At 68.6% G+C, this 19,113-nt stretch carries 19 protein-coding genes; 11 read left to right on the forward strand and 8 right to left on the reverse strand.

Translation table 11 applies throughout. The features are described 5' to 3' along the window. Positions 1-20 precede the first annotated feature (20 nt). The 7 genes from O3I_RS39765 (at position 21) to mnhG (ending at position 7,514) form a co-directional block, all read left to right on the forward strand. Positions 21-1,313, forward strand: a complete 1,293-nt coding sequence (locus O3I_RS39765) for a hypothetical protein (protein ID WP_014988723.1) — start codon at positions 21-23, stop codon at positions 1,311-1,313. A 111-nt stretch (positions 1,314-1,424) separates the two neighbouring features. Continuing rightward, positions 1,425-4,334, forward strand: coding sequence for a Na+/H+ antiporter subunit A (locus O3I_RS39770; protein WP_014988724.1), 2,910 nt, complete (start codon positions 1,425-1,427; stop codon positions 4,332-4,334). Further along, complete coding sequence (locus O3I_RS39775; protein WP_014988725.1) at positions 4,331-4,714, forward strand: Na(+)/H(+) antiporter subunit C; 384 nt, start codon at positions 4,331-4,333, stop codon at positions 4,712-4,714. The genes O3I_RS39770 and O3I_RS39775 overlap by 4 nt, the downstream gene beginning before the upstream one ends. Then, positions 4,711-6,327: a Na+/H+ antiporter subunit D gene (locus tag O3I_RS39780; protein WP_014988726.1), complete on the forward strand. Its 1,617-nt coding sequence runs from the start codon at positions 4,711-4,713 to the stop codon at positions 6,325-6,327. Before O3I_RS39775 ends, O3I_RS39780 begins: the two co-directional genes overlap by 4 nt. A gap of 23 nt (positions 6,328-6,350) precedes the next feature. Further along, positions 6,351-6,893 carry a Na+/H+ antiporter subunit E gene (locus O3I_RS39785; RefSeq protein ID WP_041564925.1) on the forward strand — a complete coding sequence of 181 codons (543 nt, stop codon included), beginning with the start codon at positions 6,351-6,353 and terminating at the stop codon, positions 6,891-6,893. Then, complete coding sequence (locus tag O3I_RS39790) at positions 6,890-7,150, forward strand: monovalent cation/H+ antiporter complex subunit F (protein ID WP_014988728.1); 261 nt, start codon at positions 6,890-6,892, stop codon at positions 7,148-7,150. The genes O3I_RS39785 and O3I_RS39790 overlap by 4 nt, the downstream gene beginning before the upstream one ends. A gap of 31 nt (positions 7,151-7,181) precedes the next feature. After that, entirely contained in the window at positions 7,182-7,514 is a 333-nt protein-coding gene (gene mnhG, locus O3I_RS39795; RefSeq protein ID WP_014988729.1) for a monovalent cation/H(+) antiporter subunit G, read from the forward strand. Between the two features lie 20 nt (positions 7,515-7,534). Here mnhG and O3I_RS39800 read toward each other — a convergent pair whose 3' ends face one another. From O3I_RS39800 to O3I_RS39820, 5 genes are all read right to left on the reverse strand, one after another. Further along, entirely contained in the window at positions 7,535-8,896 is a 1,362-nt protein-coding gene (locus O3I_RS39800; RefSeq protein WP_081594249.1) for a phosphatase PAP2 family protein, read from the reverse strand. A 67-nt stretch (positions 8,897-8,963) separates the two neighbouring features. Further along, positions 8,964-10,109: a glutamate--cysteine ligase gene (locus tag O3I_RS39805; protein WP_014988731.1), complete on the reverse strand. Its 1,146-nt coding sequence runs from the start codon at positions 10,107-10,109 to the stop codon at positions 8,964-8,966. A 13-nt stretch (positions 10,110-10,122) separates the two neighbouring features. Further along, the gene (gene sodC / locus O3I_RS39810; protein WP_029893174.1) at positions 10,123-10,809 is read right to left on the reverse strand and encodes a superoxide dismutase[Cu-Zn]; all 687 of its coding nucleotides are present in this window, start codon (positions 10,807-10,809) and stop codon (positions 10,123-10,125) included. Positions 10,810-10,939: 130 nt separating this feature from the next. Beyond that, positions 10,940-11,524, reverse strand: a complete 585-nt coding sequence (locus tag O3I_RS39815) for a LytR C-terminal domain-containing protein (RefSeq protein WP_041563167.1) — start codon at positions 11,522-11,524, stop codon at positions 10,940-10,942. Between the two features lie 19 nt (positions 11,525-11,543). Beyond that, a complete protein-coding gene (locus tag O3I_RS39820) occupies positions 11,544-11,888 on the reverse strand; it encodes a DUF3263 domain-containing protein (protein ID WP_014988735.1) in 345 nt (114 codons plus the stop codon). Between the two features lie 188 nt (positions 11,889-12,076). On the opposite strand from O3I_RS39820, the gene O3I_RS39825 reads away from it, so the two are divergent. The 3 genes from O3I_RS39825 (at position 12,077) to O3I_RS39835 (ending at position 14,539) form a co-directional block, all read left to right on the forward strand. After that, the gene (locus tag O3I_RS39825; RefSeq protein WP_014988736.1) at positions 12,077-12,667 is read left to right on the forward strand and encodes a peptide deformylase; all 591 of its coding nucleotides are present in this window, start codon (positions 12,077-12,079) and stop codon (positions 12,665-12,667) included. Beyond that, positions 12,657-13,661: an N-acetylglutamate synthase, CG3035 family gene (locus O3I_RS39830; protein WP_014988737.1), complete on the forward strand. Its 1,005-nt coding sequence runs from the start codon at positions 12,657-12,659 to the stop codon at positions 13,659-13,661. Before O3I_RS39825 ends, O3I_RS39830 begins: the two co-directional genes overlap by 11 nt. Before the next feature lie 62 nt (positions 13,662-13,723). Continuing rightward, entirely contained in the window at positions 13,724-14,539 is an 816-nt protein-coding gene (locus tag O3I_RS39835) for an exodeoxyribonuclease III (protein WP_014988738.1), read from the forward strand. A gap of 10 nt (positions 14,540-14,549) precedes the next feature. Here O3I_RS39835 and O3I_RS39840 read toward each other — a convergent pair whose 3' ends face one another. The 3 genes from O3I_RS39840 to O3I_RS39850 all read right to left on the reverse strand — a co-directional run bounded on the left by O3I_RS39840 (position 14,550) and on the right by O3I_RS39850 (position 18,208). After that, the gene (locus tag O3I_RS39840) at positions 14,550-15,149 is read right to left on the reverse strand and encodes a Uma2 family endonuclease (RefSeq protein WP_014988739.1); all 600 of its coding nucleotides are present in this window, start codon (positions 15,147-15,149) and stop codon (positions 14,550-14,552) included. A gap of 90 nt (positions 15,150-15,239) precedes the next feature. Further along, a complete protein-coding gene (locus tag O3I_RS39845; protein WP_014988740.1) occupies positions 15,240-16,196 on the reverse strand; it encodes an oxygenase MpaB family protein in 957 nt (318 codons plus the stop codon). An 89-nt stretch (positions 16,197-16,285) separates the two neighbouring features. Beyond that, the gene (locus O3I_RS39850; protein WP_014988741.1) at positions 16,286-18,208 is read right to left on the reverse strand and encodes an acyl-CoA dehydrogenase family protein; all 1,923 of its coding nucleotides are present in this window, start codon (positions 18,206-18,208) and stop codon (positions 16,286-16,288) included. 151 nt (positions 18,209-18,359) lie between these two features. On the opposite strand from O3I_RS39850, the gene O3I_RS39855 reads away from it, so the two are divergent. Next, complete coding sequence (locus O3I_RS39855) at positions 18,360-18,989, forward strand: TetR/AcrR family transcriptional regulator (protein WP_014988742.1); 630 nt, start codon at positions 18,360-18,362, stop codon at positions 18,987-18,989. The last annotated feature ends 124 nt before the right edge of the window (positions 18,990-19,113 follow it).

Below are 19,113 nucleotides of genomic sequence, written 5' to 3' on the forward strand. Positions count from 1 at the left end.
ATGTTCGGCAGGTGCGGCGGATGGGTGATGCGTTCGACGCGGTCACGGTCTTCTTCGGAGCCGCGGTCGCGGGTGTGACGCTGTTCCTGCCGGTCACCTTCAGCACGGTCCGCGACAGCACGCCCTACCGGATCACCAACCTGATCAACAGCGTGCCGCGCGGCGCCGCCATCGGTGTGATCGTCGCGGTCGCCGTCGCGGTGATCGTGTGCACCGCCGCCCGCCCGGCCACCGCGTGGCTGACCGCCCTGCTCGGCGCGGTCACGCAGCTGGTCAACCACATTGCGGGGGAACAGGTTTCCTCCGCCGACATGCTGACCACGCAGAACTACATCGACTCGGTGTGCGCCGGGGTCGTGCTCGGCGCACTCGGTGCCGCGGTGCTGCGCCGAGCGCTGCCCGCGGCGGGTCTGGCGCTCGGCGGCGCCGGCTTCTTCGTGTTCAGCGATCTCTCGGACCTGCTGAACATCGACCTCGATCCCTACGCGGTGCTGGAAACCCCGCCGCGCTGGCTGATCGCCGTGCTGCTGGTGCTGCTCGTCTTCAGCACCATGCGCAACTGGTCGGCCACCGTCGACCAGCCACCGCGGCCGGCGATCGAACTGCCGATCACGCCGATCCTCGCGGCGCTGGTGCTCGCGCTGGTGATCCTCGCTGTCACCGAATGGCTGACCAAGCAGTTCAGCAACGCGCCCGCCATCGATCACGCGGTCGACATCGGGCTGGCCGCCGCCGCGACGATCGCCGCGGCCACCGTGGCGGCCATGCTGCTGCCCGGCCGCGACGGCGCGGCCGTCTATCTCGCGGTCGCTTTGACCGCGGCCGCGGACGCGTTCGGCTACGTGCCCCGGCCGGGCTGGAGTGTGTGGGGCATGGTCGCGCTCACCGCCATCGGCCTCCTCGCGGGCGTCCGGATGCCGTCGATGACGCTGGCCGTCACGTTGATCGCCGGGATCGCCGGGTTCGCCGTACTGACCCCGCCGGACGCGAACTGGCTGCTGTTCACCGCGAGCAGCGCGGTCCTCGCGCTCACCGCCGGCTACTGCTGCGCCACCGCGCGACCGCGCTACGCGCCGAGCGGCGTGCTGGCGCTCTCGGCTCTCTATCTGCCGTCGGTGGTGACCGCCCTGCCGGATACCGACAAGGCCTGGCACACGCCCGAGGCGTCCGACTACAACAGCACGCCGGGCCGCGCCGCCCTGGCGATCGCACTCGGCAGCGCGGTCGGACTCGCCGTGCTGTACCGATTGCGGCCCCGCGGGCGGCCGCGGGCGAGCGGATCGACGCCCGATGCGGCGTTAGCGGATATATAGCCTGACCAGCGCCGGATGGCCGACGCCATACCCGGCGGGGAGCAGAAAGTCCCAGGCTCCAAGTAGGATTGTCCCGCACGACCCCGCCGCCCCTACCGGACGGAGTGCAGTTTGCTCGCAATCCTGCTCGCCCTCACCGCCGCCGCGCTCGTCGCACCGTTGTGGGTGAAGGCACTGGGGCGCAACGCTTTCTACGTGCTGGCACTCGTGCCGCTCGGCTGTCTGGGCTGGGTGATCGCGAATTGGGGTAGCACACAGCAGGTTCGGCTCGCCTGGGCGCCGAGCATCGCGATGAACATCGACCTGCGCTTCGATTCGCTCGCCGCGATCATGGCCGTGCTGGTACTGGGCATCGGCGCCCTGATCCTGGTCTACTGCGCCCGATATTTCGAGGACGACGAGCCGCGGCTCGGGGTGTTCGCCGCCGAACTGGTCGGCTTCGCCGGGGCCATGTTCGGGCTCGTGACGAGCGACAACATGCTGCTGCTGTTCGTCTTCTGGGAAGTGACGACCGTGCTGTCGTTCCTGCTCGTCGGCCACAACGCCGAACAGGCGAACAGCAGGCGGGCCGCGATCCAAGCCCTCCTGGTGACCGCCGCGGGCGGGCTGGCGATGCTCGTCGGCCTGATCGTGCTCGGCGAGGCGAGCGGCAGCTACCTGCTCTCCGAGCTGCTGGCCCGGACCGACCCGCCGAGCGGTCTCGCGGTGCACGTGGCGCTGGTGCTGATCCTGGTCGGCGCGCTCAGCAAGTCCGCCGTGGTGCCGCTGCACTTCTGGTTGCCCGGCGCGATGGCGGCGCCGACGCCGGTCAGCGCGTACCTGCACGCCGCGGCCATGGTGAAAGCCGGTGTGTACCTGGTGGCGCGGCTGGCCCCGGTGTTCGCGGACAATCCGGTCTGGCATCCGCTCGTGCTCACCCTCGGCGTGGCCTCGATGCTGCTCGCCGGGTTGCGCGCGATGGAGGTGACCGACCTGAAACTGGTGCTCGCGTTCGGCACGGTGAGCCAGCTCGGCTTCCTGATCGTGCTGGTCGGCATCGGCACCCCGGCGGCGGCGCTGGCCGGTGTCGCGCTGATCGTGGCGCACGCGCTGTTCAAAGCCTGCCTGTTCATGGTGGTCGGCATCATCGATCACAGCGCGGGCACCAGGGACCTGCGCCGGCTCTCCGGGCTCGGCCGCAAGGCCCCGGTGCTCTGTGGCATCGCAGTGCTCGCCGCGTTGAGCATGGCGGGCCTGCCGCCGCTGGTCGGGTTCGTCGGGAAGGAGAGCGCGCTCGGCGCGATCCTGGACGCGGACAACCTCGCCGAACCGGCCAGGGTGGCGCTCGCCGTCGGCGTGGTGCTCGGCTCGATGCTGACCGTCGGCTACAGCATCCGCTTCGTCTGGGGCGCCTTCGCGGACAAGCCGGGACAGCCGACCCCGCACGGCGCGCACCGGGCTCGCCGCGTCACCGAATACCTCGACGCGTCCGGCACCGCGACCGACGACAAGCCGGATCACCAAGAAAACTGGCACGCGCCCGGCGCGCTGTTCCTGGCCGCGCCCGCGATCCTCGCGGTGGCGAGCCTGGTCGCGGGCCTGGCCGCGCCCGGGTTGGACCGGCTGTTGAGCCCCTACGCGAAAACGCTACCGGAGGAACTGCTTTCGCACCTGGCGCTCTGGCACGGCGTGAATCTCGCACTGCTGCTGACCGTGCTGGTGATCGCGGGCGGTGTCGCGCTGTTCCAGCTGCGCGACCGGCTGCGCGACCCGGCGCACCCGCGCCTGGGCAACGCCGACCGCGCCTACGACGCCACGCTGCGCGCGATGGATCGGCTGTCGCTGCGGATGACCGGCGCGGTGCAGCGCGGCTCGCTGCCGCTGAGCCAGGCGACGATCCTCAGCACCTTGATCATCCTGCCCGCGGTCCTGCTCGCCGTCGGTACCCGCACCGGAGTCGAACTGCGCCTGTGGGATTCGCCGTTACAGGCGGTGATCGGCGGCATCATGATCGCGATGGCGCTCGGCGCCACCGTGCTGCGCAACCGGCTGGCCGGCGTGCTGGTGGTCGGCGTCACCGGTTACGGGTGCGGCGTGATCTTCGCGCTGCACGGCGCGCCCGACCTGGCGCTCACCCAATTCCTGGTCGAGACGCTGACCCTGGTGATCTTCGTACTCGTGTTGCGCGCCTTCCCCGCCGAGATCGAGGAGGGCAAGGCGACCGCGTTCAAGGCCCGCCGCGCGATCCTGGCGGCGCTGGTCGGCACGGCCGTCACGATCTTCGGCGCGTTCGCCACCGCGGCCCGCACCGCCGAACCGATCTGGCACCGGATCCCCGACGCCGCATACCAATTCGGCGGCGGCAAGAACGCCGTCAACGTGCTGCTCGTCGATATCCGCGCGTGGGACACCCTCGGCGAGATCTCGGTGCTGGTGGTCGCGGCCACCGGCGTGGCCTCCCTGGTGTTCCGCAGCCGTCGCTTCGGCAGCGCGCCGCGCGCCGCCGATTCGCCGCACTACGACCCGGATCTGGTGAGCTGGCTGCCCGCCGGACGGCTGGTCGATCGCGCGGACCGGTCGATGGTCATGCAGATCACCACCCGCCTGGTGTTCCCGACCATCATGGTGCTGTCGGTGTATTTCTTCTTCTCCGGGCACAACGCGCCCGGCGGCGGGTTCGCGGGCGGTCTCACCGCCGGGCTCGCGCTGACGCTGCGCTATCTGGCAGGCGGGCGCTACGAGCTCGGCGAGGCGCTGCCCGTCGACGCGGGCCATCTGCTCGGCGCCGGCCTCACCCTGGCGGCCGGAACCGCAGGCGCCTCACTGTTTTTCGGCGCGCCGCCGCTGTCCTCCGCGATCTTCGAGGTGACGCTGCCGGTGCTCGGCCACATCAAACTGGTGACCGCGCTGTTCTTCGATCTCGGCGTCTACCTGATCGTCGTCGGCCTGGTGCTCGACGTGCTGCGCAGCCTCGGCGCCCGCCTCGACAGCGAGCTGGCCACCAGCGAAACCGCCACGGCGAAGGGAGGCCCCGCGTCATGACGGCGAATCTCACCCTGCTGATCGTGATCGGCGTGCTGGTCGCGTGCGGGGTCTATCTCATCCTCGAACGCGCGGTGTCGAAGATGCTGCTCGGCATGATCCTGTTCGGCAACGCGGTGAACCTGCTGATCATCACGCTGGCCGGGCGGGACGGGCGCGCACCGATCCAGGGCCAGACCGATACCACCCACCGCGACACCGCCGATCCGCTGGCTCAGGCGATGGTGCTCACCGCCATCGTCATCACCATGGGGATCGCGGCGTTCGTGCTCGCCCTCGCCTACCGCTCCTTCACGTTGACCACCACCGACGACGTCGAGAACGATCCGGACGACGTGGACGTGGCCCGCAGGCGCGAGCGAGAGGACCCGGAAGATTGAGCCTCTCCCCCGACCTGCTGCGCACCCTGATGCCGCTGCCCGTGTTGGTGCCGCTGCTCGCGGCCGCGGGCACGCTGGTCTTCGGCCGCAGCCCGCGCACGCAACGCGTGATCATGTTGAGCGCGCTCACCGCCGTGGTGGTCATCTGCGCTTTCCTGCTGTATCTGACCGACCGCCACGGCACCACCGCGGTGCAGGTCGGCAACTGGGAGACGCCGATCGGCATCACCTTGGTGGCGGATCGGCTGTCCGCGTCGATGCTGCTCGTCTCGTCCATCGTGCTGCTCGCCGTCGCGGTCTACGGTGCGGGACAGAACATCCGCGACGGCGACCAGCGCCAGCCGACCTCGATCTACCGCCCCACCTACCTGGTGCTCACCGGCGGCGTCTCGGCCGCCTTCCTGGCCGGTGATCTGTTCAACCTGTTCGTCGGCTTCGAGATCCTGCTCGCCGCCTCGTTCGTGCTGCTGACCGTGGGCGGCACCGCGGCCCGCATCCGCGCCGGCGTGTCGTACGTGATGGTCTCGATGCTCGCCTCGCTGATCTTCCTGACCGGCATCGGCATGACCTACGCGGCCACCGGTACGTTGAACCTGGCCCAGCTGGCGGAGCGGATCGGCGCGGTGCCGGAGGGCATCCGCACGGCCGTCTACGCGGTGCTGCTGGTGTCGTTCGGGATCAAGGCGGCGGTGTTCCCGCTGTCGAGCTGGCTACCCGACTCCTACCCCACTGCGCCCGCACCGGTGACCGCGGTGTTCGCCGGTTTGCTCACCAAAGTCGGTGTGTACGCGATCATCCGGACGCATTCGCTCCTGTTCCCCGGCGGCGAATTCGAGGCCATCCTGCTGGTGTGCGGACTGCTCACCATGCTGATCGGCATCTTCGGCGCGATCGCGCAGAGCGATCTCCGCAGGCTGCTGTCGTTCACACTGGTCAGCCACATCGGCTACATGGTGTTCGGCGTGGGACTGGCCAGTGTGGCCGGCCTGGCCGGCGCGGTTTTCTATGTGGCGCACCACATTCTGGTGCAGACGGCGTTGTTCCTGGTGGTCGGCCTGATCGAGCGGCAGGCGGGCTCGACGTCGTTGCGCAGACTCGGCGGGCTGGCCGCGGCCAGCCCGGTGCTCGCCGTGCTGTTCCTGATCCCGGCCCTGAATCTCGGTGGTATTCCCCCGTTCTCGGGATTCATCGGCAAGGTGGCGCTGCTGCAGGCGGGCGCGCAGGACGGCAGTGTGCTGGCCTGGGTGCTCGTCGGCGGGTCGGTGCTGACCAGCCTGCTCACGCTGTACACCGTCGCGCGGGTGTGGAGCAAAGCGTTCTGGCGGCCGCGCGCGGAGGCGCCGGAAGGCCACCTGTCCGCGGCGAATACGCCGACGCTGATCGAGGAATCGACCGATGTGCTGTACGACGAACGCACCGACCCCGGCCGGATGCCGCTGTCGATGGTCGCCTCCACCGCGGCCCTGGTCGCGGTGAGCCTCAGCCTGACGGTGCTCGCGGGCCCGATGCTGCGCATCGCCGACCGCGCCGCCGCGGATCTCGGCGATCCAGGCGTGTATATCACCGCGGTGCTGGGTGATTCGCTGCCCGCCGCGCCGGGAGGAAGCCGATGACCACGCAGCGATGGCAGCGCGGGGTGAGCCGCGAGGGCGCGGTGCGCGTCGGCGTGCTGAGCTGGCTCACGGTGGTGTGGATCGCGCTGTGGGGCGATCTCAGCGTGGCCAATCTGCTGGCGGGGATCGCGGTCGGCGCGCTGATCATGGTGGCGCTGCCGCTGCCCCGGGTGCCGGTGGGCGGGCGGTTGCATCCGCTGTCGCTGCTCCAATTGGTGTTCGTCGCTTCGTATTACGCGATCGAGTCGAGTGTGCAGGTGGCCTGGTTCGCGATTCGCCCGGCCGCGCCGCCGGTCTCCGGGGTGCTGCGGGTCTATCTGAGCACCAAATCCGATCTGGTGCTGGTGCTGTGCGTGGACCTGCTGAATTTGATCCCGGGCACCATGGTGCTCGAGATCGACCGGCGGCGCTGCGTGGTCTACGTCCACGTGCTCGACGTCAGCAGCGACGAAGCGGTGGACAAGTTCTACCGGACCACCCGGCGCCTGGAGAAACTGCTCATCTCGTCGTTCGAGCGCCATGCCGAATGGCGTTCCAGCGCAACGCCCCCGGAGGTGCTCCCGTGACCGTCGTCGCCATCGTGGCAGGGGTGATGCTGACCGCCGCCGCCGTGCTCACCAGCTATCGCATTCTCGCCGGACCGAGCACGCTGGACCGGGTGGTCGGCATCGACTCGCTGATGGCGATCGCCGCGTCCGGCCTCGCCGTCTGGGCGGCCTACAGTCAGGACACCACCCTGCTGCCCGCAATCATCGCGCTGGCCCTGGTCGGTTTCCTCGGCTCCGCCGCCGTATCCCGCTTCCGCGTCCGGGACGACCAGTGACCCGCACGCACCCGACCCCCGGAGCCGGCCGATGACCCTGTGGCAGTGGCTGTCCGCCGCGCTGATCCTGTTCGGCGCCACCCTCGCGCTCACCGCGGCCATCGCGATCGTGCGCTTCCCCGACACCCTCACCCGCATGCACGCTGCCACCAAACCCCAGGTGGTCGGCCTCATCCTGGTCCTCGCGGGCGCGGCCATCGAACTCTACGGCCACGGCAACGTCTGGGCCCTGGTCCTCGTCGGCCTCTTCACCCTGCTCACCGCCCCCGTAGTAGCCCACCTCATCGGCCGCACCGCCTACCGCGAACAACGCCACCGCGACGGCCTGCTCACCGTCAACGAACTGGGCAACGAAATCGACTGACCATCGCGGCCGGAAACGGCTCAGCGGGTGAGGGTTTCGAGTTCTTTGGGGGTGGTTTGGCGGCGGTTGGCGAACCAGGTGGCGTGGAAGGCGGCGGCGAGGCCGGCGAGCAGGGCGAGGACGACGGTGCCTGCGAGGACGGGGTATTCGGCCATCGAGACCGGTAGGAAACGGTAGGACAGCAGCAGGGTGGCCAGGACGGCGAGGCCGCCGCCGACGAGGCGGATGCGGAACCAGCCCCAGCCGCGTTCGGGATCGCGCAGCGCCGATTCCACGGTCAGGCAGAGCACCGCGCCGGCCACCAGGTCGACGCCGTAGTGGTAGCCGAAACCGAGGGTCGCGGTGAGCGTGGCCAGCAGCCAGAAGGTGCCGCCCCAGCGCAGCCAGGCCGGCGCGGGGCCGCCGTCGGTATCGCGGCGGGTGTGCAGGAAGACCGACAGCGCCCAGGCCGTGTGCATGGACGGCATGCAGTTGCGCGGGGTCGCCGCGTCGAAGGGCATCGGCATCGGACTGCGGTCCAGCGGCGGCACCACGCCCGGCCAGAAGTTGCCCAGTTGCAGCCCGTGCCCGTCCGGCCCGAACGCGAACATCGGTCCCACCACGGGGAAGATCACGTAGATGACCGGGCCGACCAGCCCGAGCACCAGAAACGTGCGCACCAGATAGTGACTCGGCCAGCGCCCGCTCGTGGCCACCCGGCGCAGCTGCCACACCGCGACCACGATCGCCGCGACCGGCAACTCGATGTACACCCAGTGCAGCACCGCGTACACCGCGGGCCCCAGCACGTCCAGCACCCGGCCCATCACCCAGGACGGATCGCCGAGCGCGTGATCGGCCAGCAACACGTATTCGTCGAGCACCGTCGGCCTGCTCAGCACGGTGACGTGCAGCCACACGTCGCCGACCTTGGTGGCCAAAATCAGCAGCGCACCGAGCGCCGCCGCGTGCAGCGCGTTGCGCCGGTCGGCGCCGTCCCAGCGCAGCCACGCGAACACCGCCAGCGCGGTGAGCACGAGCACCGGCCCGTTGCCGATCGCGAACGGTTCGCCCGCCAGCAGCCGGATGCTCGCCCACACCACGTCGATGCCGACGGCGGCGCCGAGCACGATCAGCCGCCGCCGACCGGAGAGACCGACCAGCGCGAGGATCAATCCGGCCCACGGCACGGACATGGATTTCGGCGTGCCGGCGTAGTCGTGCCACAGGCTGCCCAGCGGACCTTCGAAGCCCTGCCACATCGCCACGCCCTGCAGCGCGATGAGCAGCACCGGCACCGCGGCGACGGCCGCCGCGACCCAGACCCGAGGCGACGGCACACGCAATCGCGTAGCCGTACTTCCTGTTCTGGGTCCCGGATCTTCGACAAGCACGTCGACCATAGTAAACGCGGGATGAACGCCATCCCACTTGCCGTTTGAACACTGGGCAACCGGTACCGACCGGAAATTACTGGTCCAGCTCCTTGACCAGCGCGTCCACTACCGCGATGAGGTCGCCCTGCGCGGCCGCGGCGACCTTGCGTTGGCGCTGATAGGACGCACCGCGCTCGGGGATCTCGGCGACCAGCGCGAGTTCGTCGGCGCAGCCGAGCCGTTTGGCCGTCGGCTCCAACCGGTTCAGTAGCGCGGTCACGTCGTCGGTGACCAATCGCTCATTGCTCTTGTCGTCCACGATGACGATCGCGTCCAGCCCGTAGCGGGCGGCGCGCCATTTGTTCTCCTGCACGTGCCACGGCGGCAGCGTGGGCAGGGTCTCGCCCTCTTCGAGCCGTCGATCCAGATCGACGATCAGGCAGTGGATCATGGACGCCATCGCAGCCAGTTCGGCGCGGGTCGAGACGCCGTCGCATACCCGGACCTCGATGGTGCCCCATTTCGGCGCGGGCCTGATGTCCCAGTGCATGCCGCCGAGCTGTTCGAACACACCGGTTTTGAACTGGTCGTGCACGAAATGCTCGAACTGGCGCCAATTCTCGAACTGGAACGGCAGACCCGCGGTGGGTAGCTGCTGGAACATCAGCGTCCGGTTGCTGGCGTAGCCGGTGTCCGAGCCCGCCCACATCGGCGAGGAGGCGGACAGCGCCAGCAGGTGCGGGTAGTGCAGCAGCAGCGAGTTCAGGATCGGAAAGACCTTCTCCCGGTGCGAGACTCCGACGTGCACGTGCACGCCCCAGATCATCATCTGGCGGCCCCACCACTGGGTGCGCTCGATCAGCTCGTCGTAGTGCTCCGAGCGGGTCAGCTGCTGCGCCGACCACTGCGCGAACGGATGCGTTCCGGCACAGAACAAGTCGACGCCCTGCGCGTCGGCCGCGCGCCGCACCGTGTCCATCGTGCCGCGCAGATCGTCGACCGCCGCACCGACGGTGTCGTGCACCCCGGTGACGAGTTCGACGGTATTGCGCAACAACTCCTTGGTGATCTGTGGCGTGCCGTCGTGCGCACGTAGGTCACCCACCGAATCGAACACCGCCGCAGCGGTATTCGACAGATCCCGGCTCACCTTGTCGACGAGCGCGATCTCCCACTCGATGCCTATCGTGGGCCGGGGCGAACCATGGAAGGGAACGTGTTCTCTGCCTGCCCCGGCCATATCGGCTCCTGCGCTACTGGATTACACCGCAGGCGACGCGGCCGCCCGCGTCACCTGTCGCTAGCGTCGTGTCATCCGGCCCGGCAACGCCGTCGGGCCGGACATAACGGTTCGGGATGTTGCCGAAATTGTCGGCATCGGCGTGGATCATCAACGCCTTGTTCTTCAGATCGTCGAGAGTCACCGCATCGGTGGTGGTGACCAGCTTGGCCGTGCCGTCGGAACGGACCTCGAGCGAGGTCAGGTCGCCGCTGGCCGGGTGCGTGTTCGCGCTGCCGACCTGCAGATGCCCACCGGCGGAGAGGAAGTCGCCGGCCGGGCCACCGGTCGGGGCCACCGAGTTGGGCTCGCACTTGCCGATCTGGTGCACGTGCAGGCCGTGGAAGCCGGGGCGCAGACCGTGCGCCTCGACGGTGACCTGCAGGTGGTTGCCGTCCTTGACGAAGTTCGCCGTGCCGACCGAGGCGCCCGCGGCGTCCTTCAGGTCGACCTTCACGCCCGTGTTCGCCTCGGCGGTACCGGTTTCCTTGCCGAACTCGCTCGCGGGCGGGGCCGCCGCGCCACTCCAGACCGGCGGGGTCGTTCCCTTGACGTCACTCGACTCCTGGCTGTTCGTGCAGCCTGCGAGGCCCAGGACCGCGACCGCGAGCACCGGGGTCACAGTCCGCCAAGACGGGCGACGAGTTGTGGACGGGGCCATCGGGGAACTCCTTTACGAGTACCGAAAGTTTACGAGTAAAGCTGGGTGGACACGTTCGTTACCGGACAAGATGATGCCACGCCGGTCGTGTCGTCCAGCGACAGGCCCGGATAGCGGCAGGTCGCAGGTATCAGTTACCCGTAACGATGACGGTGACACCTGGGGACGACTCGCCCAAACCGCTCGACTTCGGTTCCGCCGTGACGCCGAGTTCGTCGGCGATGGCCAGCGCGGCATCCTTGTCGGCCGGTGAATTGCCGTAGTACACGGTCGTTTTCGGGACATTTGCGCCGGGATAGTTGCCCGTCTCGACCACCGACCAGCCGTCGGCGGTGAGCTGACCCGCGGTCTTGGCGGCCAGACCGGCGATCATGCTGTTGTTCAGCACCCGCACCGGTACCGCCTTGGCCGCCGCGGAACCGGTCGTGGTCGGCGCGGTGGTCGTCGGCGGGGTGGTGGTGGTGCTCGTCGCCGGCGTGCTGCTCGCGGCCGCGGACGAAGGGGCGGGCGTGGTCTTGTCGACCGTGGTGCTCGCCGGCATCTGCGGGGCCGCGGTCGCGGTAGTGGATTCCGACGGACCGCTGCTCGAGCTGTCGGCATCCGATTTCGACAGCGACATCGCGCCGAGTCCACCGAACACGATGGCCAGTGCGATCAACACCATCGCCAACGCTCGCAATGGCGGCCCACCGGAGGTGGGATTCGGGTAGCTCACCTACTCGAGCCTAGTCCGGTCATACCTGGAAACCGAGCCGTCGCGCGGCCCTGGCTTTCTGCCTGCTCGCCCGCAGCCTGCGCAGCCGCTTGACCAGCATCGGATCCACGGCGAGCGCCTCGGGCCGGTCGACCACCGCGTTGAGCACCTGGTAGTACCTGGTCGGCGACATGCCGAACAGCTCCTTGATCGCTTCTTCCTTCGCCCCCGCGTACTTCCACCACTGGCGCTCGAAAGCCAGGATGTCGTGTTCGCGACGGCTCAAACCGTCGCTGTCGCCGGTCGATTCCGCTGCCGTGACATCGTCGCTCGCGGAAGGGTCGCCCTGGATCGCGGAAAGATTCCGTGCCGCTGCGCCGTCCATCTTGCTCCCTCGCCGAGTTACCACCAGACGAAAAATGGTGCTTGTACGTCGCGGATCATTCAACCACGAGACACCAGGATCACCGGGTCTACGGCGCGGCGTGTTCGCTACCTGCGAGTAGGCGCGTCGCGGCGCCGATCACCGCCCCCGACCATCGCCGACCAGCGGGCGCGGCAATAATTGGTCCCATGGCTATCCTCCCGATCGTGATCGTCGGCGACCCGGTTCTGCACAACCCGACCGAGAAGGTCACCCAGTCACCGGAGGAACTGGCCGAGCTGATCGCGGACATGTACGAGACCCTCGACGCCGCGCACGGCGTCGGGCTCGCGGCCAACCAGGTGGGCGTGCCGCTGCGGCTGTTCGTCTACGACTGCCCCGATGTTCAGGCCGACGGCACCGCCACCCGGCGCCGCGGCGCGGTGATCAACCCCGTGCTGGAGACCTCGGCCATCCCCGAGACCATGCCCGACCCGGACGACGACGAGGAAGGCTGCCTGTCCGTCCCTGGCGAGCAGTATCCGACCGGCCGCGCCACCTGGGCCAAGGTCACCGGCACCGACGAGCACGGCAATCCGGTCGAGATCGAGGGCGAGAACTTCTTCGCGCGCATGCTGCAGCACGAGGTGGGGCACCTCGACGGCTTCCTGTACGTCGACGTGCTGATCGGGCGCAACGCACGCGCGGCGAAGAAGGCGATCAAGCGCAACGGTTGGGGCACACCGGGACTCAGCTGGATCCCCGGTACGGTGCCGGATCCGTTCGGCCATGACGACTGACGGCGGCGGACTCCCCGACATCCCGCTCGGCCGTCGCGTCGTCCTGCGCTACCGGCTGCCCGCCGGGTATCCCCAGCCGCTCACCGATGTGATCGGCGAGCTGGTCTCGCTGGATCCGCCGACCGTGCGCGGCGTCGACGGACAGCTCGTCGCGGTGACGCCGGACCGGGTGGTCGCACTGAAGGCGTTGGGCCCGAGGCCGATTCGCACCAAGGAGATCCGGGCGCTGGAGGCCGCGGCCGCCGACGCCTGGCCCGGGATCGAACACGCGTGGATCGACGGGTGGCTGGCACGGGCGGGCAACGGCTTCACCAGTCGTGCCAATTCCGCTGTGCCGCTCGGTAGTTCCGCCGAACCCGCAGGGCTGACCGCGGACACGCTGCACCGGATCGCCGCCTGGTACGCCGAGCGCGGCCTGCCGCTGCTGCTCGCGCTGCCGGACCGGCTCGCGCCCATTCCGCCGGGCTGGAACAGCTGGCGCGAGACGGTCATGATGGCCATCGATATCGAGAATTTCGTGCTGCCCCAAGGGCCTTCGATGGTGCGGGTGGCGGCCACCCCGGACGTGGCCTGGCAGGAGCTGAACCGCCGCGACGGCGAAGCGCCCACGCCGCAACGGCTTTCGGCGCCACTGCCGGACCTCGGCGTGCTGACCGCGGTACGCGACGGCGAACTCGGGTTCGCCTCGCTCGGCGTGCCGACCCCCATCGCGATCGGGCGCGGCGCCCTGACCACCGCGCCGGACGGGCGCGGCTGGATCGGGCTCACCTGTGTGGCGGTGGCCGCCGAGCATCGGCGCAAGGGCCTCGGTTCCCTGGTGTGCGCCGAGCTGATCCGCTGGGGGCACAGCCGCGGCGCGACGCACGCGTACCTTCAGGTCGAGGCGGGCAACAGCGCCGCGATCGCGCTGTACCGCGAGCTCGGCTTCCTCGAACACCACACGTATCGCTACGCCGCACCGACCGCTCTCGCCGGTTCGCCGGCGCTGCGGTAGAACGGAATCAGACCCCCAGTACATCGAGCCCCGCACCCGGGCTCGCCAGCGGAAAGGCATTCGTGCGCCTCGCCACGTGGAACGTCAACTCGATCCGCTCCCGGCTCGACCGGGTAGCGGAGTTTCTGGACCGCCAGGACATCGACGTCCTGGCCATTCAGGAGACGAAGTGCCGCGACGATCAGTTCCCGTTCGAGCGGTTCGACGAACTCGGCTACGAGGTCGCCCATTTGGGCATCAACCAGTGGAACGGTGTGGCCATCGTGTCGCGGGTCGGGCTCACCGAGGTCGAGCCCGCGTTCCCGGATCAGCCGGGGTTCGACAAGGAGGCCGGTGAGTCGCTGATCAGCGCCCCGGTCATCGAGTCGCGGGCGCTCGGCGCGACCTGCGGCGGGGTGCGGGTGTGGAGCCTGTACGTGCCCAACGGACGCGCCCTGCAGGACCCGCACTACACCTACAAGCTGGAATGGCTTGCGGCGCTGCGGGCCAACGGCGAACGCTGGCTCGCAGAAAACCCGCAGGCCAAGATCGCGCTGGTCGGTGACTGGAACATCGCCCCCACCGACGACGACGTCTGGTCACCCGAGTTCTTCGCGCACAAGACGCACACCTCGCAGCCCGAGCGCGACGCCTTCCAATCCTTCCTCGACACCGGCTTCGCCGACGTCATGCGCCCCTTCGCCCCCGGCCCCGGCGTCTACACCTACTGGGACTACACCCAACTCCGCTTCCCCCGCAAAGAGGGCATGCGCATCGATTTCATCCTCGCCTCCCCCGCCCTCGCCTCCACCGCAACCGACGCGATGGTCGACCGCGAAGAACGAAAAGGCAAGGGCGCCAGCGACCACGCCCCCGTCATAGCCGACTTCACCGACTGAGCATCGCCGATCAGCGCACCCAGTCCTTAAGGGGCTCGGTGTCGAGTTCGACGCTCACCGGATCGGGAATCTTCACCGTGGCACCGAACGGCACCGTCAAGACCTGCTCATAACGGCCTTGGCGAGGAATGCTGTGGACAGTCACCTCGCAGGACTCTCGATCGATCAGGAGATAGACCGGTATGCCCGTCTCGGCATAGGCACGCGGCTTCTCCCGGCGGTCACGGCGCTCGGTGTCCTGATCGTCCGAGGTCACTTCGACAGCCATGAGGACAGGGTCGGGATCTGCCCACTCGCCTTGCCCGACGAAAGCCTCAGCGTCTGCCAGAGCACCGTCCGGGCGAGCGCGGCCCTTCCGGTACCGATCAATCTTGAGTCCCTGCTCGGGTGTCATGAACAGCTCAGGACGGAACATCATGAAAGTGCGGATCAGCCACTGAATGATCCGAGCGTGGTCCCCGTCCGGCATTGCCTTGACCCCCAGTTGTCCGTCGATGAACTCGAGTCGCACGCCCTCTGCTATGCGGTCAGCCGCTCGAGCAAGTTCTTCGAACTCCTCGGTGGTCATTAGAGACTCAGTGGCCATGCGAGACTCCTCGACTGCGGTCATAGCTGAACGATATCGGTAGGCACCGACAACTACGACGACTTTACCGGCTCCAGCGAATCCATCGAGGTCACGACATATTTCGACGAGCCCTCACCCGGCGGAGGCGCGGTTGGTGTGGCCGTAGCGGGCGCGGGCTTGGGCGGGGGTGACGGTGGCGGGGGTGGCGGGGGTGCCTGCGGCGAGGTGTTCGGCGTAGAGGCGGGCCGTCATGGGGCCCAGGAAGTTTCCGAGGACGGCCTGTTTGGCCTTCTCGTTGCTCAGGGCTTTGATGGCGGCGCGCATGGGGAGGCGGTAGCCGCGGTCGACGACGGCGGGGTGGTCGAAACCGCCGGTGGTGCGCATCCATTTCGGGAGGGTGGCGATGGCGGCCGGGGCGACGAGGCGGCTGCCCGCCCAGAGCTTGACGCCGCGATCACGCGGGGTGTGCAGCAGGTAGTGCATGCCCTGGTGGGCACGTTCGGAGGTGCAGAGTTCGGGCCGCATCGCCGCGAAGTATTCGCGCACCTGCGCCCGCGAGCGCGGCACGTCGGACAGCTTGCAGGTCTGCAATTCGGCCGCGATCACGCATTCGGCCCAATAGCGCTGCTCCTCAGCGGGACTCAGCGGACCGGGTCCGTACACCTCGTAGCATTTGAGCACCGAATGCCAGCCGGTGACGTGAATCCACAGCTGGGAATCGGGATTGTTTGCGCTGTAACGCTTTCCGGTGATCGGCTCGATGCCGGTGGCCTGCGCGTGCACCTTCATCAGGTGTTCGGAGGCCTCGATCGCCATGCGGCTGTCGGCGACGGCCGCGATGAGGAAGTACGCGAAGGTGTGGTCGAGCCGGCCGCGCGGGTCGGTGTAGATGCCCTTGACGTCGGCGACCGCGGCGGTGAGCGCGGGATCGAAATGTTCGAGCACGACCGAGCGCTGGAAGCCGATCACGGCGGTGGCGTTGGTCCACACCTTCCAGGTCGGCGAGTCCGGCCCGAAGAAGCCGTAGTCGACCTCACGGATGGTCCGCGCCGGTGCGTCGAATTGCGGGCGGGTGGCGTGCGTGGTCATCGTCTTGCTCCTTTGCACGACGGCTCGGTCGTAACCGAAACATTTCATTCACCAGTGTAGCATTTACTGTTACCGCAGGTACGGCATAGTTATGGGTTCATTTCATAGGTCCCGGACAGCGCCCTGGCCTGCGCGAACACCCGCTCGAAGCGGGCCCGATCGGCGATCGGCCGCCGGACCAGATCCAGCGCGCGCGTCTGTTGCGCCTTGGTAGCCGCGGGCTTGGTGTGCAAGGTCAGCGCGTGCTTGGCGAACTCGCGCACGAAGTTGTCGAAGATCTGGTCGAGCACGTCCGCATCGGTGCCCTCGATCTCGGCCTGCTCGAGAATCAGTTGCGCGTAGGGCAGCGCGGTGAACAGCTCGCCGATCGCGAACAGGAAGTCCACGTCGCGCTGCTGCGCCGCCGTCGGCTCCGCGGCCGCGAGCAGGGTCTGGAAGGCGCGCGCCTGCTCCAGGAACACCGCGACATTCGGGATGTGGGTGAACTTTTCGAAGACTTGCCGCCAATCCTCGAACCGGATCCGCCCCAGGCCGCTGCTGGGCCCCTGCCGGAACAGGAACTCGTCGTCGGCCGCGTCCCGCCGGGTCGGCACGGGAGCGTAAGCGGCACCGTCGAATTCGGCGCGCAATCGCGGCACCGCGCCGCCCGCGCGCGGGGCCAGCTTGCGGCTCGACCAGCTCAGCGCGCCGGAGACCGCGCGCACCGCCCCCTGTGGCACGGCACCGGCGCCGGGCAGCAGGCGCAGCGCGGCCAGGCCGGCGTCCGCCGGATGGAACATGTAGTTGGCCATGAACTTCAGCGACAGCGCCATGTTCACGTGCACGGTGCCCTCCAGACGCGGCAGGCCGAACAGGCCGAGCATCGCCATCGGGAAGTACATGTCCTTCTCGAAGCCGCGCGCCGCGATCACATCCGCGAGGTCTTCGATGATCCGCTGTCCCTGCCGGGTCACGGTCATCTTCTCGATCGCGTTGAACAGCAGGTAGCGCCGATCCTGCGGGGAAGCCGAGCGCATGTAGTCGATGGCCCGCTCGCTGTAGAGCTTCATCGCGATCAGGCGCGCGTACGAGTCGGTCATCAGCGCCTGCACCTGTGGGAACTCGGTCACCCTGTGCCCGAACAGGATTCGGTTCTCGGCGTGCGTGATGGCCTCGTAGTAGGCGTGTTCGCACGCACCGACGGCGCCGAAACCGAGGTTGAACTTGCCGACGTTCACGGTGTTCATCGCCGCGTGGAAGGCCGCTTCGCCGCGATGCAGGATGTCTTCCTCGGCCACCGGGTAGTTCTCGAGATCGAAAGCGGCCACGTACATCTGGCCGTCCACCACGTTGCCGCGCAGGTGATAGTTCTCGTGCGCGCTGTCGGCGAGGAAGAACAGATACCCCTCGTAATCGGCGTCGGTAGGCTTGCTGTCCAGCGCTTTCGAACTGTCGATGATCGGCTTGTCCGAGCGCCGCCCGAACACCGAGACGAGCGCGGCCTGATTACCGTTGCCGATGTAGTGCTTGCCGCCGGTGGCCAGGAAGCCGCCGCCCGCCTGGGGCGTCACGACCATGCCGGTGGAGTAGACGTCGGCGCCGTGCTCCTTCTCGGAGAGGCCGAACGCGAAGATCTCGCCGGAATCCAGCAGGGCCGCGGCCCGCCGCTTGGCCGCCGCGTTGCCGCTCTGCCAGATCGGGCCGAGGCCGAGGATGCTGACCTGCCAGACGTACCAGTACTGCATCGAATAGAAGCCGAGGATCTTGCTCATCATCGCGATGCGCCCGGTGTCCCAGCGCTTGTCCGGGTCGCCGTCGGCCTCGGCCGCCGGTGTGAGGAAGGTCGCGAAGACGCCTTCGCGCTTCACGAAATCGAGGAACTCGGCGTACCAGACCCGGTCCCGGTCCTCCTGCTTGAGCACCGCCTTGCCCCGGCCTTCGAACCAGTCGACGGTCGCGCGCAGCAGTCGCCTGGTGGTCGCGTCGAACTCGGCGAACTCGCAGGTCTTCGGGTTGAACAGGGTCGCGGTCATCGGAGACTCCTCGGGCGTGGCGGTAGCGGCGGGGTGCGATCCCACCGACTTCATTCGCGACTGTAGCATTTTTGTTCGTCCATGTAGGAAATTGATCTTCAGGCGCGGTACCAGCGGGAATTCGGGTTCGGCCGCTGCTATCTTGGTCCGCATGGGTAGCGATTCGGCGGTGCGGCAGCCACGCCAGCGGGCGCCGCACCTCGGTCCGGAACGCCGCAGACCGCAGGTCCTGGACACCGCGTTGGCGATCGCGGTGCAGGACGGTATCGCGGCCGTCACCATGGCCGCCGTCGCCGACCGGATGGGCGTGACCCGTCCGGTGGTCTATGCCTGCTTCGCCGATCGCGTCGAGCTGATCGAGGCGCTCATCCAGCGCGAAGAGAGCTACCTGATCGACGGCGTTCTCGAAGTCCTGCCGCCCCGCGCGGTGGACGCGGGCGAGACGGTGTTCATCGAGGGCTTCCGCGCGCTGCTGGAGAAAGCCGCCGTCCGCCCCGACGCCTGGCGGCTGCTCTACGGCAATCCTGATCCCGCCGTTGCGGATTCGTTCGGCCGCGGCCGTGTGCTCGCGGTCGAACGCTGCACCACGTTGCTGCGCCCGACGCTGCGAGCCTGGGGCACCGAGGACGCCGAGCGCAAGCTGCCGGTCCTGGTCGAGCAGTGGGTGTCGGCGGGCGAGGGCGCGGTCCGCACGCTACTCGCCGACCAGGACGGATGGACGCCACAGGATCTCGGCGCCTTCGTCGGCGCCGCGGTGTACCGCGCCCTGCGGCATGCCTAGCGCCGCTGCCTGACAAATAGCCAGCTACGCACGGAACAGCTAGACGAAATGCCCGCTGATCCTCGAATGTTCCGACAGAATTCGCGCTGTCGGGGCTGAATTCCGCCACGGCGGCCGAGCCGCC

Origin of the sequence: Nocardia brasiliensis ATCC 700358, assembly GCF_000250675.2 — a bacterium.
Classification (GTDB): domain Bacteria; phylum Actinomycetota; class Actinomycetes; order Mycobacteriales; family Mycobacteriaceae; genus Nocardia; species Nocardia brasiliensis_B.

Coding starts and splice junctions, on each gene's coding strand:
- O3I_RS39765 (WP_014988723.1), top strand. CDS start 21: ATGGGTGATGCGTTCGACGCGGTCACGGTCTTCTTCGGAGCCGCGGTC.
- O3I_RS39775 (WP_014988725.1), top strand. CDS start 4,331: ATGACGGCGAATCTCACCCTGCTGATCGTGATCGGCGTGCTGGTCGCG.
- mnhG (WP_014988729.1), top strand. CDS start 7,182: ATGACCCTGTGGCAGTGGCTGTCCGCCGCGCTGATCCTGTTCGGCGCC.
- O3I_RS39800 (WP_081594249.1), bottom strand. CDS start 8,896: ATGGTCGACGTGCTTGTCGAAGATCCGGGACCCAGAACAGGAAGTACG.
- O3I_RS39805 (WP_014988731.1), bottom strand. CDS start 10,109: ATGGCCGGGGCAGGCAGAGAACACGTTCCCTTCCATGGTTCGCCCCGG.
- sodC (WP_029893174.1), bottom strand. CDS start 10,809: ATGGCCCCGTCCACAACTCGTCGCCCGTCTTGGCGGACTGTGACCCCG.
- O3I_RS39820 (WP_014988735.1), bottom strand. CDS start 11,888: ATGGACGGCGCAGCGGCACGGAATCTTTCCGCGATCCAGGGCGACCCT.
- O3I_RS39825 (WP_014988736.1), top strand. CDS start 12,077: ATGGCTATCCTCCCGATCGTGATCGTCGGCGACCCGGTTCTGCACAAC.
- O3I_RS39830 (WP_014988737.1), top strand. CDS start 12,657: ATGACGACTGACGGCGGCGGACTCCCCGACATCCCGCTCGGCCGTCGC.
- O3I_RS39840 (WP_014988739.1), bottom strand. CDS start 15,149: ATGACCGCAGTCGAGGAGTCTCGCATGGCCACTGAGTCTCTAATGACC.
- O3I_RS39845 (WP_014988740.1), bottom strand. CDS start 16,196: ATGACCACGCACGCCACCCGCCCGCAATTCGACGCACCGGCGCGGACC.
- O3I_RS39850 (WP_014988741.1), bottom strand. CDS start 18,208: ATGACCGCGACCCTGTTCAACCCGAAGACCTGCGAGTTCGCCGAGTTC.
- O3I_RS39855 (WP_014988742.1), top strand. CDS start 18,360: ATGGGTAGCGATTCGGCGGTGCGGCAGCCACGCCAGCGGGCGCCGCAC.